This window comes from Chryseobacterium sp. CFS2, from assembly GCF_036543225.1.
Classification (GTDB): Bacteria; Bacteroidota; Bacteroidia; order Flavobacteriales; family Weeksellaceae; genus Chryseobacterium; species Chryseobacterium culicis_A.
Genome location: NZ_JAZHQU010000002.1, coordinates 186,890 through 202,464, shown reverse-complemented (window position 1 = coordinate 202,464; position 15,575 = coordinate 186,890). Strand labels below are relative to the sequence as shown.

The 15,575-nt window shown below is 33.1% G+C and carries 15 protein-coding genes; 1 reads left to right on the top strand and 14 read right to left on the bottom strand.

Translation table 11 applies throughout. The features are described from left to right. Positions 1–32 precede the first annotated feature (32 nt). The gene (locus ODR02_RS04340) at positions 33–1,067 is read left to right on the top strand and encodes an acyltransferase family protein (protein WP_309511704.1); all 1,035 of its coding nucleotides are present in this window, start codon (positions 33–35) and stop codon (positions 1,065–1,067) included. A 46-nt stretch (positions 1,068–1,113) separates the two neighbouring features. Here the strand turns inward: ODR02_RS04340 and ODR02_RS04335 are convergent, their stop codons facing one another. The 14 genes from ODR02_RS04335 to ODR02_RS04270 form a co-directional block, all read right to left on the bottom strand. Next, positions 1,114–2,052, bottom strand: coding sequence for a glycosyltransferase family 2 protein (locus ODR02_RS04335; protein WP_309511703.1), 939 nt, complete (start codon positions 2,050–2,052; stop codon positions 1,114–1,116). Between the two features lie 8 nt (positions 2,053–2,060). Beyond that, positions 2,061–3,059 carry an acyltransferase family protein gene (locus ODR02_RS04330; protein WP_209786241.1) on the bottom strand — a complete coding sequence of 333 codons (999 nt, stop codon included), beginning with the start codon at positions 3,057–3,059 and terminating at the stop codon, positions 2,061–2,063. A gap of 35 nt (positions 3,060–3,094) precedes the next feature. Then, entirely contained in the window at positions 3,095–3,919 is an 825-nt protein-coding gene (locus ODR02_RS04325) for a glycosyltransferase family 2 protein (RefSeq protein WP_209786240.1), read from the bottom strand. A gap of 84 nt (positions 3,920–4,003) precedes the next feature. Further along, positions 4,004–5,077, bottom strand: coding sequence for a GDP-mannose 4,6-dehydratase (gmd, locus tag ODR02_RS04320; protein WP_309511925.1), 1,074 nt, complete (start codon positions 5,075–5,077; stop codon positions 4,004–4,006). Then, positions 5,077–6,003: a GDP-L-fucose synthase family protein gene (locus ODR02_RS04315; RefSeq protein ID WP_209786239.1), complete on the bottom strand. Its 927-nt coding sequence runs from the start codon at positions 6,001–6,003 to the stop codon at positions 5,077–5,079. The genes gmd and ODR02_RS04315 overlap by 1 nt, the downstream gene beginning before the upstream one ends. Next, on the bottom strand, positions 5,987–7,018 hold the full coding sequence (locus ODR02_RS04310; protein WP_309511702.1) for a hypothetical protein: 1,032 nt from the start codon (positions 7,016–7,018) through the stop codon (positions 5,987–5,989). The genes ODR02_RS04315 and ODR02_RS04310 overlap by 17 nt, the downstream gene beginning before the upstream one ends. A gap of 126 nt (positions 7,019–7,144) precedes the next feature. Continuing rightward, complete coding sequence (locus ODR02_RS04305; protein WP_209786237.1) at positions 7,145–8,053, bottom strand: glycosyltransferase family 2 protein; 909 nt, start codon at positions 8,051–8,053, stop codon at positions 7,145–7,147. Between the two features lie 202 nt (positions 8,054–8,255). Continuing rightward, positions 8,256–8,924, bottom strand: a complete 669-nt coding sequence (locus ODR02_RS04300; protein WP_209786236.1) for an NAD-dependent epimerase/dehydratase family protein — start codon at positions 8,922–8,924, stop codon at positions 8,256–8,258. Positions 8,925–8,953: 29 nt separating this feature from the next. Further along, positions 8,954–9,799 carry a glycosyltransferase family 2 protein gene (locus tag ODR02_RS04295; protein WP_209786235.1) on the bottom strand — a complete coding sequence of 282 codons (846 nt, stop codon included), beginning with the start codon at positions 9,797–9,799 and terminating at the stop codon, positions 8,954–8,956. Then, positions 9,792–10,916 (bottom strand): glycosyltransferase WbsX family protein, encoded by a 1,125-nt coding sequence (locus ODR02_RS04290; protein ID WP_209786234.1) that lies wholly within the window; start codon positions 10,914–10,916, stop codon positions 9,792–9,794. Before ODR02_RS04290 ends, ODR02_RS04295 begins: the two co-directional genes overlap by 8 nt. Continuing rightward, the gene (locus ODR02_RS04285) at positions 10,916–12,019 is read right to left on the bottom strand and encodes a glycosyltransferase WbsX family protein (RefSeq protein ID WP_245169793.1); all 1,104 of its coding nucleotides are present in this window, start codon (positions 12,017–12,019) and stop codon (positions 10,916–10,918) included. Before ODR02_RS04285 ends, ODR02_RS04290 begins: the two co-directional genes overlap by 1 nt. Before the next feature lie 15 nt (positions 12,020–12,034). Next, positions 12,035–13,534, bottom strand: coding sequence for a glycosyltransferase family 4 protein (locus ODR02_RS04280; protein WP_209786233.1), 1,500 nt, complete (start codon positions 13,532–13,534; stop codon positions 12,035–12,037). 3 nt (positions 13,535–13,537) lie between these two features. Continuing rightward, entirely contained in the window at positions 13,538–14,638 is a 1,101-nt protein-coding gene (locus ODR02_RS04275) for a DegT/DnrJ/EryC1/StrS family aminotransferase (RefSeq protein ID WP_309511701.1), read from the bottom strand. 3 nt (positions 14,639–14,641) lie between these two features. Next, the gene (locus ODR02_RS04270) at positions 14,642–15,574 is read right to left on the bottom strand and encodes a GNAT family N-acetyltransferase (RefSeq protein WP_309511700.1); all 933 of its coding nucleotides are present in this window, start codon (positions 15,572–15,574) and stop codon (positions 14,642–14,644) included. Position 15,575: the final 1 nt, after the last annotated feature.

Below are 15,575 nucleotides of genomic sequence, written 5' to 3'. Positions count from 1 at the left end.
CGGTTTTGATAAAGGAAAGCATTTTGTGTTCTGTGAAGATAAGTCAGATTACATTTACCAGGTTTATTGCCGCCATGGCAATTGTTATTTCTCATTTCAATAAAGATCTGTTTTTATATAAGATAGATTATATTTCCAATCTTTTTTTGAGGGCGAATGTTGGAGTAAGCTATTTTTTTATTCTTTCAGGATTTATCATGATCATTGCTTATCATAAAAAAGATAAAATTGATTACCTGGAATTTTACAAAAATAGGTTTGCCAGGATTTATCCGCTTTATATGCTGGGGCTTCTGCTGTATTTTATGACGAGATACGAGATGTTTGATGGGTATAAACTGGTTTTATATGGATTGGGCATTCAGAGCTGGATCCCGGGAGAAGCAATGATCCTTAATTTTCCGGGATGGTCTATTTCCGTAGAGTTCTTCTTTTATTTGCTTTTTCCGTTTTTGTACAATTACTTTTATGCTAAGAAAAATAAAATGATCTGGGTATTTGCGATCGGCCTCTGGTTGATCACTCAGGTATTTTCTAATCTTTATCCTGTGTATGGAGCTTATGAAGGGCCACATACAAAAAGTCATGAGTTTCTATATTATTTTCCTTTCTGGCATCTTAATGAGTTCCTGATCGGAAATCTTGCGGGGATATTTTTCGTGAGAAATTACAAACAAAAAAATTACGATCGTCAGGTGATCGCAGTCTTTTTACTGATTCTTGTGTCTCTGATGTTTGTTCCGCTTTTTTACCACAACGGGTTGATGGCTTTGCTTTTTGTTCCCGCTATTCTTTTCATTTCGGCTAATAACGGAAGAGTCAGTAAGTTCTTTTCACTAAAGCCTCTGGAATATCTGGGAGAAATAAGTTATGGAATATACATTACCCATATTCCTGTTCTTTATCTTGTGAGAGCATTTTTAAAATGGCAAGAATATACGTTCAGTATTGATATTGTATTTGTGATTTATATTATTGTTATGCTTTTCAGTTCGGCCGTTTTTTACCAGTTTATTGAAAAACCAATGCGTGATCTTCTAAGGAAAATCCATTTTGCTAAACGATAACAATTTTAAAAATAGTTTAAACTAGACGTTTAGCTTGCTTCTGTTGTTAGAACAAATCGTTTCTAAAATTAATATTATACAGCCCTGAACGTATACTTTTATAATCTGTAAACAGATACTTCGTAATCATTCCCCATTTTTTGAGAAGAGGAGCATTGGCGATCTGGAAACTTCTGTATACTCTTTTGATGTGAAGTTTAATATCTTCAGGAATAGTATTTTCATTTTCTGCCCAATAATTGACCTCTTTCCACAATACAACCCTTGTTGAGGCTGGTTTTACTTCTCCGGAATCTACTTTGGTAATTCTGTTATTCTCATGAACACCTCTCACCGCTACCGCTTTGTCAAGAATTCCCGGATACAGATTCAGATAGTAGGAAAGCCTGAATAAAAATTCTGTGTCCTGATGAAGCTTTAGATGGGTTTTAAAGAAATACTCCATGTTTTTCAAAGAACTTTTACGGATCGTTAACGCATCAATGCTGAAAAGCCCGAAAGTTCCTCTCATATTAAGCTGTCCCGGAAAGACATCTTTAGGAGAATGTTCTTTATAAACTGTAGTCAGGCGGTCTCCAAAAACTTTATAATACTGTTCTTTTGCCTTTTCAGAATAATAATGAACGCCTATGGCACCATATACGCCATCTACTTCATGATTGGGAAAAAGTTTTTTTTCTGCATCAAAACGGTTGGGAAGATAATAATCATCTGCATCAAGAAAAGCAATAAAATCTCCTTCTGCTTTTTCCATCCCAAGGTTTCTGCTGGCACCTGCCCCGTGATTTCCTTTGTCCGGATGCTGATAGAGCTTTACCCTGTCATATTTTTCAGCGAGTTCCCGGCAAACCTGTAATGCATTGTCCGGTGATTGGTCTTCTACTAATACAACTTCATATACCTCTTCGAACTGAAGTGCAGATTCTACAGCCTGAGCAACATACTTTTCGGCATTGTAGACGGGAATGATGACTGAAATTTTCATTTTTTCGATTATGCTTTTAATTTAATTTTCAAATAATGGGTAACTTTTTTCTCTACAAAATAATACAGAAGGGAAGCTACCATAATAACTAAAACAATTTTGAGAAGAAAAAAAGGAATGTTTAAATAGCCTTCTACTTTGAATCTTTTGAGAACAATCTCCACGAATGGATGAGACAGGTATAATGAATAGGAAATATCACCCAGAAATATTAATAATCTATTTCCTTTCCAATGGAAAATATAATCAAAGGTAAGGAAAGAAAAGACAAAGGTGGATATGATGGCCAACTTTATCCAAGTATTATCTATTGGAATAATATTAAGCAATACAAGTATAAATGATACTATTCCTATTACAGAAATTATGGCTGCCCAATTCTTTGGAACTGAATATTTGTTCAGTAAAAGTGCAAAAAGTATTCCCACAACAAAATAAAGATTCAGTGAGTGGGTTACCATTTTCAGATAAGGACTGTCAAAATGGATAATATAGCCTAAAATTGAAGTGAGGATGAAAAATCCTACAATGAAATAATACCTCTTTTCTTTAAAAAATAACGAGAGTCCAAATATGAGATAAAAGAACATTTCAAAATTTAAAGACCAGCCTAAGAAAAGAACCGGAAATTCTTTCTTGGTCGGAAGAAATAATAAAGAATGGATTAATTCATAAAGACCTGCTCCATGAAAATATAGAAAGAAACTGCCTCCCGGTATCATGGCTACAAATGTCAAAAGATAATACAATGGAACAATTCTGATCACTCTTCTTTTGTAAAATAAAGTAATCTGCTGAAAAGTATCCTTGCTGAAATTTATTTTTTGAGTGGTGAAAGCCATGATAAATCCACTGATAATAAAGAATACGGGAACACCGATGCTTCCTTTTTTAAATAGAAGGTCACCAAGATTCAGCCCTGGTAAGTTGATGGTATCCCGAAAGTGAAAGCAACATACCAATAATGCTGAAATCCCTCTTAGTATCTGGAGGTTGTTAAGTTTCATAGCAGAAGAAAAATCATCCTATCCTTTAAATTTTTTTAAAGATATTTATAGTTTTTAAATACCCCTATTCGATATAAAAATTTTAATAATCTTGATTTTTTCAATTTATTTATTTTGTCTAAAGAATTTTGTGCACTAAAATATAAATTAATTTTATCGATTAATTCTTCTGTCTCGAATTCAGAAAAATGAAAATTTTCTACGAGTATTTTTCTTCTTTCTTCCTTTCTTAAAGATTGTGATTTTGGATCGGAACTTATACCATCTTTATAAAATCGGGATATGGTGTGTTCTATAGGTCTATAAGTACAATTATACTTAAAAATAGAAATCAAAAACCATTTCCAATCCGAACAAATTTTCAGGTTTTCATCATAGAGACCTACTTTTTCAAAAGCACTTTTTTTAATGAATGTACTGGGATGCCAAATAGTTTCTGCAATAAAATCTAAGAATGAGATATTTTTTTTGGTGGGTCTGAGAACATCTTTATTATCTTCATCTATAACTAAATCTCCAGAAATAATATCATCTGTATGCAGTAGTGGAGTTATTTTTTCTACAACTGATTCATTTATCAGCTCGTCTCCGCTATTTAGGAAAAGAAGATATTCTCCGGTAGATTTTTCAATTCCTTTGTTCATCGCATGATAAATTCCCTTATCTGGTTCACTTACCCAATAGTTTATTCTGGAGTTATTTTTTTCTATGAGTTCTTTACTTCCGTCTGAGCTTCCACCATCAATTACGATATATTCAAAATCTTTATTGGTTTGGCCAAATACACTATTGAAGGTTTTTTGTAAACCATTTTGGTCATTAAAGTTTATCGTTATGATTGTAAGGGATTTGTTAAGCATATTTTTTGAGTGATTTTTTGGTAAATATCTGCCTGTTTATTGCAAAAAAATGATGTTGTATAATAGAAAATGATTTTAAAAAGATCATATTATTTTCAAATCATTTTCTACCATTTCTTTACAAAGAGCTTTTACGGTGTATTGTGGCTTCCAACCGAGAATGTTTTTTGCTTTTGTGGGATCACCAATTAGGAGATCAACTTCTGTTGGACGGTAATAATTAGGATCTATTTTTACAACAGTTTTACCTACAGGTAATTGATAATCTGGATTATTACAGCGCAGCACTCTGGCAATTTCATTTTCCTGACTGCCTTCAAAGACAAGCTCTATTCCTGCTTCTTCAAAAGCCATAATCAGAAAATCTCTTACCATAGTAGTTTCACCTGTTGCTAAAACAAAATCTTCCGGTTTATCCTGCTGCAGCATTCTCCACATTCCTTCTACATAATCTTTGGCATGTCCCCAATCTCTTTTAGCATCCAGATTTCCCAGATATAAACAATCTTGTTTGTTTTTTGCTATATTAGCTACTGCCATGGTTATTTTCCGGGTAACAAAAGTTTCACCTCTTCTAGGCGATTCGTGATTGAATAAAATACCATTGCAGGCAAACATTCCGTATGCTTCCCTGTAATTTTTTGTTATCCAAAAACCATAAATTTTTGCAGCACCATAGGGAGAACGAGGGTAGAAGGGAGAATTTTCATCATAAAATCCTTTCTCGTTTTTATTGGAAGGAAGCCCGCCATATAATTCTGAGGTAGAGGCTTGGTAAATTTTCGTTTTATGAGTTAGTCCTAAAATCCTGATTGCTTCTAATAAACGCAGTGTACCTAAACCATCTACATTGGCAACATATTCGGGCATATCAAAACTTACTTTCACATGGCTCATTGCCCCCAGGTTGTAGATCTCGTCTGGTTGTACCTCTTGTATAATTCTGATGATATTGGTAGAATCTGTAAGGTCTCCATAGTGTAATTTGAAATTTACATTATGTTCATGTTGATCTAGGTATAAATGATCAATTCTTTGAGTATTAAAAGAGGAGGCTCTTCGTTTTACACCATGAACTTCATAGCCTTTTTCTAAAAGCAGTTCGGCAAGATAAGAACCATCTTGTCCCGTAATTCCTGTAATAAGTGCTTTTTTCATCATTTGTTTAAAAATTTTTCTTGATAAACTTGTTTTATTCCTTCTTCTAAAGATATGTTAGGGGACCATCCCATAGAATTAATTTTAGAGGAGTCCATTAATTTTCTAGGGGTGCCATTGGGCTTTTCCGTATCCCAAACTATATTTCCTTCATATTGGGTAATATCTTTAATCTGCATGGCCAGTTCTAATATAGAGATTTCCCTGGATGAACCTATATTTACATGACCGCTATCATTATAATTATTCATTAAAAATACGCATGCCTTTGCAAGATCATCTACATGTAAAAATTCTCTGAAAGGGCTGCCGTCTCCCCATAAGACCACTTCTTTTACATTGTTTTGCTGGGCTTCAAAAAACTTTCTGAGCATAGCAGGTAAAACATGGGAATTATGTAAGTCGTAGTTATCATTAGGGCCATAAAGATTGGTCGGCATTGCAGAAATGAAATTGCAATCATATTGAGTTCTGTATGCATCGCACATTTTTATCCCTGCGATTTTTGCTATGGCATAAGGCTCATTGGTTTCTTCCAAAAATCCACTTAATAAGTATTCTTCTTTTAGAGGTTGAGGAGCAAGTTTGGGATATATACAACTAGAGCCTAAAAAAAGTAATTTTTTTACTCCCTGCAAATAACTTTGATGGATTACATTAGACTCAATCATAAGATTTTCGTAAAGGAAATCTGCACGATAGGTATTGTTGGCAAGAATACCTCCTACTTTGGCTGCAGCAAGAAAGACATATTCCGGTTTTTCAGATTCAAAAAATGCTTGTACTTTTTTTTGATCTGTAAGGTCTAATTCGTCGGAGGTTTTGGTAACAATATTGTTAAATCCATTTGAAATTAAGTTTCTTAAAATGGCACTTCCAACCATACCTCGATGTCCTGCAATATATATTTTAGAGTTTTGGTTCATAATTGTAGTTGTAACGGATTTTATAATAAATTATTTTTAATAAATTATTGAAGTTTGATTTCAAAATTTGAGAGAACGGTTTGCTTTTTTGAGGTATAGCATTTTTCAAAATTATATATTTACAATCTATTTTCGAGATTCTTTCAATGTCATTATCAATGGTTTTCTGATAATAATTTTGATATAGTTTTTTCAAAGAACCTGAACTTTCCAGAGAGTATCTGTTATAGTATTTTGCCAGAGTTTCGGGATTCTTATATTTAAAATTTGAAAAATGATAAAATACTAAAGGGGATTTGTCCGGCATAATGTACTTATTGTCTTCTGTTGCTACTAATCCTATTCTTTCATGCAAATTCCATGGAGCGGCATTGTATCCCATTTTATTGAGAATTTTTACATTTTTGAAAAAAACAGGTGTAAAGTTCATCCAGATTTGATCTACAAACAGACCTTTTTCCGGCTGATTATAGCAAAGAGATAATAATCTTTCCTCCCACCAATCGAGAAGTTTTTTGACCTCTTCAGAATTGCCCCTTAATCCAATAAACCCCAGATTATATATGCCAAAATTAAGAAAAGTATTTTCTACGGGTTTGTAGCCATCTAAGGGAATAGAACTCAGGATATGAGGGGTGAGCAAAATATCTGTATTATTATCAAATTCTGCATTTAATATAGATAATTGATCAAATATCTCAATATCCGGATCGAAGTAATATATAAATTCTGTATTTAGATTTTCTGCCAATAAGTACTTGAAAAATGATGCTTTTACAGAGGTGTTAAATTCTATAATGTCATATTTCATCCATAATTCATCAAAATTCTTTATTCCAATATCTTTCATTTCGATAATTTCGCATTGGAAAGAATCATAATCTATTTCACTGGATTTTTCATCGCATAATCCTATTACAAATTTGAAATTTTCACCATATTTATTAACAGAATTTTTTAGAACTTTAGCTTGTGCTAAATAGTTATTGGAGCAGATTGTGAAAGCTATATTCATAGGATTTTGGAAGTAAAAGTTGTTGAAATGTCTTAATATATTGTAAAAAATAATTTACTTTCTGGATATTGATATTTTTTTCTGTTTTTAATCTAGTATTACTTTGTAAAATCTCTGGATTGAAATTTATTTGTTAAGCTTCCTTATGAAGCGGAATATTTTTTTAGATAAATGTAATAACCCCAGATCTTCAATTATTTTTTTAAGAGACAAAAACAGTTTAAAAGTTCTTGATTCTTTTAGATTTCTTATTTCAATTGTTAATTCATTCACTTTGTTGTAGTTAGTGTCTAAGTGCCTTAAAAGCAATTTCTTGAAATCAGAATTTGAAATTACCTTTTCAGCTTCATTATAGAAAAGCATCTGATATACAATCATATGTGTTCTATCTCTGGACATACTCCTTGCATGTTTTCTATACAACGCAAGAGGAGCGTCTAAAAAAATGAAATTGATGTTTTTTTGTGCAATTTGAATCCAGAAAAGCCAGTCTTCTTTTGCTTTTAGATGTTCATTAAAACGAATATTTTCAAAAAGAGATTTTGGGAAAAAACCACAATGAATAGGAATTGTGAATGTAAAATCCCATTGATATAGGATAGATTCAAAATTCAGCAAATCCTGAGATAACTTGCAAAAAGGAGGTAATAATTTTTGTTTATCTGAATCGTCAAACAAACAAAAATTTGACACCACTATTGCTTCTTTTTCTTGTATCAAATTTAAAGAATCTGAAAACTTAGTGTTAACTAAGATATCATCTGAATCTAAAAACTGAATATAATCTCCGGTTATGATTTCCAGGGCTGCATTTCTTGCAGAAGATAACCCTCCGTTTTCTTTGTAAAGATATCTGAAACGGCTATCTTTTTGGGCCCATTTGTCTGCTACTTCAGCCGTATTATCAGGAGATCCGTCATTAACGATAATGCATTCCCAGTTTTCATACGTTTGATCAAGAACAGATTGCAGAGATTCATCCAAAAAGCGTGCTTGATTATAACAGGGAACGATTACAGATATTTTGGGATTCATTTTCATTTTTATTCAATAAATTTATTGTGTTTTACTTTTCAGTTGATCATTAAGATTACAGCTTTTTAAATTTTTTCTGCCACACCTTAATAATATTACCTGAAATTTTCTGTTCGAAGGTACAAAATTATTTTTTCCGGGAATTTGGAATGGGATACTTTTGGATATGCCATTGAATAGATTTTTTTTGCTGCATAATATGTTACAAATATGATGAATAAAGCTTTTTCAGGTATTCATCAGGGGAAAGGCCTCTGAAAAAATCTTCTGTCAAACTGTCAAATTCTATATTGTAAAAAGAACCTTCATTTACACTTTCACAATCCGCATTTTTGGCAAGATGATTCTCCAGCTGTGATAAAATTTCATGCAATGAATACTGATAAGGATAAGCCAGATTGACAATTTTATTGTTGAGAGTTTCTATATGTTTTGAAACAAACAAAGCAATATCATCCGTACCGATAAGTATTCTTCTTGCATTGCTGTGAATGGTGAGTTTATTTTCAGATAAAATTGAGTTTTTAAGAAAGTTGATCAGTGTATTGGGATTTCCTCCACGGCCTACTGCATTACCAACTCTGAAAATAACAAAGCTTGAACACTGTTCAGCAATTTTTTTTTCAATAGCAAGTTTATGCATCACATAAGGACTTTCAGTTTTGCTTGGATCGTAGATACTACACGTAGAAAAATAGATCAGCTTTTTATCCGGATATTGGCTAATAACCGATTTCAGCAGGGATATTTCTCTTTCAAATTCCGCAGGATTTTTTTCCAGTGAATTGGAAACTCCTGATGCAAAAAAAATAACATCTTCTTTATCATAAAACCTTAAGGCATTTGCCAGAATTCCATTACCAATAATCATATGCTTCTAGTCTAATTAAGATGTTAGTTTTAAAGGTTTTTAAAGATTTTAAAAAGTCCAAGTTTATTACCCAATTTTGCCCATCTTGAATTTTTTACATGATTCAGTTTGTTGAGAGCGTGTTCGTATTTGTTTTTGGGAACATAGCTTTGAAGAAAAAGATCTTCAACACTGATGTTTCTTCTTTCTGCCATTTTTATAAGGGCTACCCAGTGCCAGAACAGTGCTTTTTCAGAATTTTTAGTTGTAGAGATACCACTATCATGGATTCTGTATAAATATAGATCTTCATCAATGTATTTCACTGGTGCTATTTCACACATTTTCATATACCAGTCTTTATCTTCTGCTATTTTTAAGAAAGGGTCAATACCAGATGTTTTCTCGTATATTTTCTTTTTAAAAGTGACAAAATGTGAGATTTCGCCATTAAAATTATAGTAAGACTGATCCAGTTCTGCAATTTGTTTTGCTTTATGAACAGATTGAGGATTGAGATATTCATCACAAAAAACAAAATTTGAATATACCAAACCTGCTTCGGGATTTTCAGAATGTGCTTTTAAAACCAATTCCAGCGCATGTCTTGTTAATGCATCATCAGGATCTAAAAAACCACATATTTCTGATTCAGCAAGTTCTATTAATCTCCTTTTTGTATATCCGATTCCTCTGTTTTGGTCATTCTGATTGATTTTAACCCGCTGGTCATCTCCGATTATTTTTTTTATAGCATCAAGAGAATCGTCAGTGGAACCATCATCCAGGATTACAGCTTCCCAGTCTGTTTCAGTCTGAGCCACTAAGCTTTGATAACATTTTTCAAAAAAATGTCCATTATTATAGTTGGCGATAAGTAGGCTGAATTTACTCATTTTGGCTATGTTTATTCAGAATTTTCTTTAATGCATTTAAATAACCGAAACCATTTTTTCTATCTGGTTCCAGAATATTTCCTTCTGCCCATTCGTTCCATGATTTAACAATTAAAAACTGTTCCGGATAGTCTTTTTTATCCTCAAGATATTTTACTGCCTTTTCTACTTGTAGTTCGAATAATTCCGGAGAATTGTTAGCCAATATAATACCTCTGTAGCCGCTTCTGGGAGTATTGTCCCAATTAGGCAGTATGCATGGATAGGTAGGAACGTTGCTTTCTTCAAACTTTAAGTCATTAACTACCGCCTGGGCATCCTGAATTCTGACTTTAGGCTGTTCTTTTTTCTTAATCCCGATTAATCCTTTTATTCTGTTTTTATAATATTGGGAATGGGAGATATACTCTTTTTTGTCAATATGAGGAATCCAGGCTTTCAGAAAAGCATTAGAAATTTTACTGTCATATCCCATAGATTTAAAATCGAGATCATCACGGAGTTTATTGGATGCCATAACATACAAACCATCAAATCCGTTTTCTTTTGCAAGCTCTCTGAATTTTAAAATATAGTTAGGGTCACCATCATGTAAATGATTGGAGTCATAGATAATCAATAGAGGTTTATTGTCTACCTTTATATACCTTTCATCTTTGAAGAAAGGAAGAAGATATTCGAAATGCGCAATTAAATCCTGTTCACTCGGATAAACCTGTTCAGCAAGTATCTTCTCTGATAATCCGTGCCATATTCCTGACCATGTTTCATTGGCCCAGCAGAAACAAAACGGGAAATCTGGCTTTCCGGATTTCAATACATCATTAGCAACACGTTCCAACAATTGTTTCCCATTACCAAACCAGTAATGGTAGTAGATAAATCCATGTACTCCATAGTCTTTAGCCATCTGAGCCTGCTGTTCTCTTACTTCAGGAACACGCAGGTCATAATATCCCAAATCTCCAGGGTAGATAGGCTGTTCATGCCCTTCAAATAATGGTTGGGCTTTTCCTACATTCGTCCATTCTGTAAAACCTTTTCCCCACCATTCGTCATTTTCGGGAACGGGATGGTATTGAGGGAGGTAGAACGCAAGGGGTTTTATTTTTTTCATTATTGATTTAAGAATAAATTTTTAACTGATTCCAGATATTGTGTTCCAAACTTTTGATCAGGCTCTAAGTGGTTGCCTTCTGCCCATTCATTCCATGCATTAATAAAAATGAAATTCTCGTCTTCTGAATAAGGAGTAAAATCAGATTTAATCTTTGAGAGCCAGTCTCCAAAATGCTCAGGTGTAGAATCTTCAAGTATCAAGGTAGGATTTGTACCTCTCCTAGATGTATTATCCCATCCTGGTACGAGAGAAGGATACAGCTTAAAATCAAAATGTTTCTGCTGAGTTAAACTTTCTCCCATCCATTTATATGGAATTGTATTGTATCTGTTCTCTGTATCAGTGAAAACATTCTTCAACCTATTGACAAGACCTTTCTTGTTGTTTTTATTTTTCTCCCTAATCTCCTGAAAAACACTTTTTCTGCGTATTCCAAAAGGTTCGAAATCAATTGCAGCATCAAAACCTTCTACTAATTCATCCCATCCTTTTTGATATGAAAATACCATATGACATATATAGAGCTCCAAGCCAACAGATTTTGCTTTCTCCCGCCAACACTTGATTGTATCCTGTACATTTGGTAAAATATTGGGTTTGTAAATAACAATAATAGGCTTGTTATTTACTCTAATATATCTTTGATCCATGAAAATAGGAAGTAAAAAATCAATATGAGCTTCATCGTCCTGAACAGAGTATTTTTGTTCAATCAATACTTCCTGGTCATTACCATCCCAACGTCTTGTCCAGTTTTCATTGGCCCAGCAAAACATAAAAGGGAGATCTTCTTTTGGATTTTTTAATTTTCTGTCAATAGGTTCGTTCATTAATCTTTTACCATTAAACCAGTAATGATAATAGCAAAAGCCATAGATTCCATATTGTTTAGCAAGAAGTTCTTGTGCAACTCTTGCTTCTTCTAGTCTTAAGTCGTAAAACCCCAGATCCGAGGGAAGATGTGGCTGATAATGGTTTTCAAACAGTGGTTTCGCCTTGGTAACGTTAGTCCATTCTGTAAAACCTTTTCCCCACCATTCATCATTTTCCTGGAACGGATGGAATTGTGGTAAATGTATGGCGATTGGTCTTATTTTCATATTTATGTGCTTAAATTATTTATTAAATAAATACTTGATCGTCTGTTTCCAAGGTAAAATTTCTACCCAAGAGGGATTATCAAAAGATAGTGCTATGACTTTTAATTTTGAAAAAAATCCCAGCCGGTTCGTATACGAGTAATGATTAGTTGGTTTTGATTCGATAACGGATACCAACTCTTCATCTCTTCCATCCACATACTTTTCTTCGTTAGAGATAGTGCGGATATTATGTTGTTTATTTTTGCAAGAATCTTTAATCTTCGCTAGTTTTAAATTCCATCCTTGTGAGGAATAATTTTCCTGTAAATATGTTAATTGTAACTTACTAATAAGGTTATTGTATCTTTCATCTGTGATCATCCTATCCACTTCAAGTTCCCAGCTTTTCAGGTCTTTTGGATAGAATATTCCTTTTTCCTTATTATCATCAAAAACCTTATAGACGCTTGCCGGATTATAATGCAATACAAAAGGAACTCCTGCCATTGCCGGTTCCAGAAGTGATGTGAAAGAAGGAATAGGGAAGCCTTCTAAGTATAAATCTGCATTTTCAATATATTGATTAATATCTCTTGTAGGATGAATGAAAATTAATCGTTCATGCTGGTAGATTTTTCTATTAGGATTATTTGATGCAATTCCCACGATAGTAAAGACAACATGGTCAAATTTTCTTACAATTTTTAATGCTTCCTGATAGAAATTATAATCCTGATTAGGTTCATACTTCGATTCTCTGCTAATTGAAATAATATTGAATGTATTTTTCTCCGTCTTTTTTAGTGAATATGACTCATCTACAGGGATTGGCAAAAAGAACTGATCTTGTACAGGAATATTTCTGTTTTTAGAATCTTTTAAAATATTTGATTCTCTTATCTGAAGCAAAAAATCTGTAACAGGTGCTCCTAACCAATAAGTATGCTCAGCATGATTGAGAAAAAAGACAGGGCTTTTTATTTTTTTTGAAGAAAAGATCATTGATGGGATCACATCATGGGGATGGATATGCAGGACAATTCTGCTGAAATGATTTTTCTTTAAAGTATCTACTATTTTTTGTGCCTTTTCAATAATGCTTAGTTTTTGATCGTAAACAAATAAGTTATTATTGATTTTATACTGATAAGATTCTGCTATTTCAGAAACCTCCTGAAAATTTTGCCAGTTACTCATCAGATAATGTTTACTTGTTTTATCATTTTCCATCCAGCTGAAGATAAGCTTTGAATGTCCTCCGATACTACTGATTTCAGAAAAAAGATGTAATGTTGTGTCTTGTGTGTGGGTGTGGTTTTCTTGATGATCAAAATCTAAGCTTGTAATGGCTATTTTTCTGATTATTGATTCAAAACAATTGGAAGTGTAATAACCAGGAAAATTATACCATGCCGAATATGAGATTTTCTCTATATACATCAAACAATCATTATACTTCTTTTCACTAAAAAGAAGTTTTGCGATCTTTAATGTTTTAAGGAAATATTTCTTATTCTCTAAAAGTCTTGACATGGACTAAAACTTATTTATAATCTCAATAATTGTATTTATTTCTTCAGCTTCCATTACAGGTGAAATAGGAAGACTCAATACTTCAGCATGTATCTTTTCACTGATCGGGAAGGACATATCATTCCAATCTTTGTAGGCTTCTTGTTGGTGCGGAGGGATAGGATAGTGAATTAAAGTCTGCACTCCATTTTCTGTAAGATAAGACTGCAGCTCATCTCTTCTTTCGGAGCGGATAACAAATACATGCCATACATGTTCTTTTTCACCAGCAGGATATTCAGGAAGAATAATTGCCGGGTTGTTTATTCCATCTATAAAACGCATTGCAATCTCTCTTCTGATATTATTTTCGTGGTCAATATATTTTAATTTAATATCCAAAACTGCGGCCTGAATTTCATCAAGTCTGGAATTTAATCCTTTATATATGTTTACATATTTTTTATTGGAACCATAATTAGCTAAAGCTCTGATAGCTTTCATTAAGTCATCATCATTGGTAGTTACAGCACCTGCATCTCCTAAAGCGCCTAGATTTTTACCCGGATAAAAGCTGAAGCCAGCTGCATCACCAAGGTTTCCTGATTTTATTCCATTCCATTCTGCTCCGATTGCCTGAGCATTATCTTCTATAATTTTGAGGTTATGCTTTCTTGCAATTTCTTTAAGTGAATCAGAGAATACAATCCTGCCCTGGAGATGTACAATAAGAATACCTTTGGTTTTTGAAGTTATTTTTTCTTCAATTTTAGAGATATCAATATTATACGTATTAATTTCCGGTTCTACCAAAACTGGAATTAAACCATTATCTGAAATAGCTAAAATAGAAGCAATGTAAGTATTGGAAGGAACGATAATTTCATCTCCGATATTCATGACTTCTAATTCTATATAGGCTCTCAAAATGAGCCTTAAAGCATCCAGCCCATTGGCAACACCAATAGAATGTTTAGCTCCGATATAATCTGAAAGATTTTTTTCGAAGTTTGAAAGCTGGCTGCCCATAAGATACCATCCGGAACGGAAGACTTCCAAGAGTTTGGCTTCTATTTCGTTTTGATATTGTAAGTTTATCTTTTGTAAATCAAGAAATTTAATCATAGTTTAAAGTTTAATTGAATAAAAATCTAAGGCAATTCCTCTTGCTCCCATGTTTTCTTTCTGCTGAATTAGCCCTTCATTTAAATATTTGCCCTGGTCTTCTGTGGAAATTCCGAAACTGTAATATTTTCGGTCATTGAATTTTTCCAAAAGAAAATGATTGATAAAATCCAATGCGCCTGCTTTCCTTCCTTCTGATGAGGCTGCCATATATTGGGTATGAATGGTATTTCCAAAATCAAAAATAACAATACCAGCCAAAATCCTGCCATCCTGCCTGGCTTCGAAAAGTCTTATGTTTTCTGGAAATTTTTCTTTTAACAGAGTGATTTCCTCTGTTGTATGGACCGGTTTTGTATCAAATTTCTGAAGAACAGAGGAAAGTAAGCTCCAGTATTCTTCGAAGTTTGTATTTTCTGTGACTGCTACATTATTTTCTTTACACTTTCTTACCAATTGTCTTTTTGTTTCTGAAAATCGGATAGGGTGTGAAAGATCGATAACAGATGAAATGTCTCTTCTGAAAAGATGGGCATCATTACGAAAAAGTGCATACAAATCTTCTTCAGCAGGATATTTATGAAAAATATAGGGAACCGCTTTGTATATTATTTCACTGAAAGAAAGGTCAGAATAGTATTTCTTTATTTCAGTAAAAATTTCCAGAACTTCACTGGCCTTTACAGTATGAGATAGAATTAAAGCCCCAAAAGTTAATCCGCCATGAGAAATAATCTGTTTTTCAGATTCATTAGCAGGAAGTACAGCTGCGATCTTATTATTTTTAAAAATAAGAAGAGAGTGGTCTTTGAATCGATCTGAATGGTACTCCATAAAATCTCTGGCAAAAAAGAAAAGTCCGTTTTTGCTTTCTATTATGAATTGATTCCACTGATCATAATATTCTTTTCTATACTTTTTTATTTCAATAGCCATC

Bases quoted from the DNA above. Each gene is read 5' to 3' on its own strand.
- ODR02_RS04300 (WP_209786236.1), bottom strand. From the start codon at position 8,924: ATGATTATTGGTAATGGAATTCTGGCAAATGCCTTAAGGTTTTATGAT.
- ODR02_RS04295 (WP_209786235.1), bottom strand. From the start codon at position 9,799: ATGAGTAAATTCAGCCTACTTATCGCCAACTATAATAATGGACATTTT.
- ODR02_RS04310 (WP_309511702.1), bottom strand. From the start codon at position 7,018: ATGAATATAGCTTTCACAATCTGCTCCAATAACTATTTAGCACAAGCT.
- ODR02_RS04325 (WP_209786240.1), bottom strand. From the start codon at position 3,919: ATGCTTAACAAATCCCTTACAATCATAACGATAAACTTTAATGACCAA.
- ODR02_RS04280 (WP_209786233.1), bottom strand. From the start codon at position 13,534: ATGTCAAGACTTTTAGAGAATAAGAAATATTTCCTTAAAACATTAAAG.
- gmd (WP_309511925.1), bottom strand. From the start codon at position 5,077: ATGAAAAAAGCACTTATTACAGGAATTACGGGACAAGATGGTTCTTAT.
- ODR02_RS04290 (WP_209786234.1), bottom strand. From the start codon at position 10,916: ATGAAAAAAATAAAACCCCTTGCGTTCTACCTCCCTCAATACCATCCC.
- ODR02_RS04285 (WP_245169793.1), bottom strand. From the start codon at position 12,019: ATGAAAATAAGACCAATCGCCATACATTTACCACAATTCCATCCGTTC.
- ODR02_RS04330 (WP_209786241.1), bottom strand. From the start codon at position 3,059: ATGAAACTTAACAACCTCCAGATACTAAGAGGGATTTCAGCATTATTG.
- ODR02_RS04315 (WP_209786239.1), bottom strand. From the start codon at position 6,003: ATGAACCAAAACTCTAAAATATATATTGCAGGACATCGAGGTATGGTT.
- ODR02_RS04270 (WP_309511700.1), bottom strand. From the start codon at position 15,574: ATGGCTATTGAAATAAAAAAGTATAGAAAAGAATATTATGATCAGTGG.
- ODR02_RS04335 (WP_309511703.1), bottom strand. From the start codon at position 2,052: ATGAAAATTTCAGTCATCATTCCCGTCTACAATGCCGAAAAGTATGTT.
- ODR02_RS04275 (WP_309511701.1), bottom strand. From the start codon at position 14,638: ATGATTAAATTTCTTGATTTACAAAAGATAAACTTACAATATCAAAAC.
- ODR02_RS04305 (WP_209786237.1), bottom strand. From the start codon at position 8,053: ATGAATCCCAAAATATCTGTAATCGTTCCCTGTTATAATCAAGCACGC.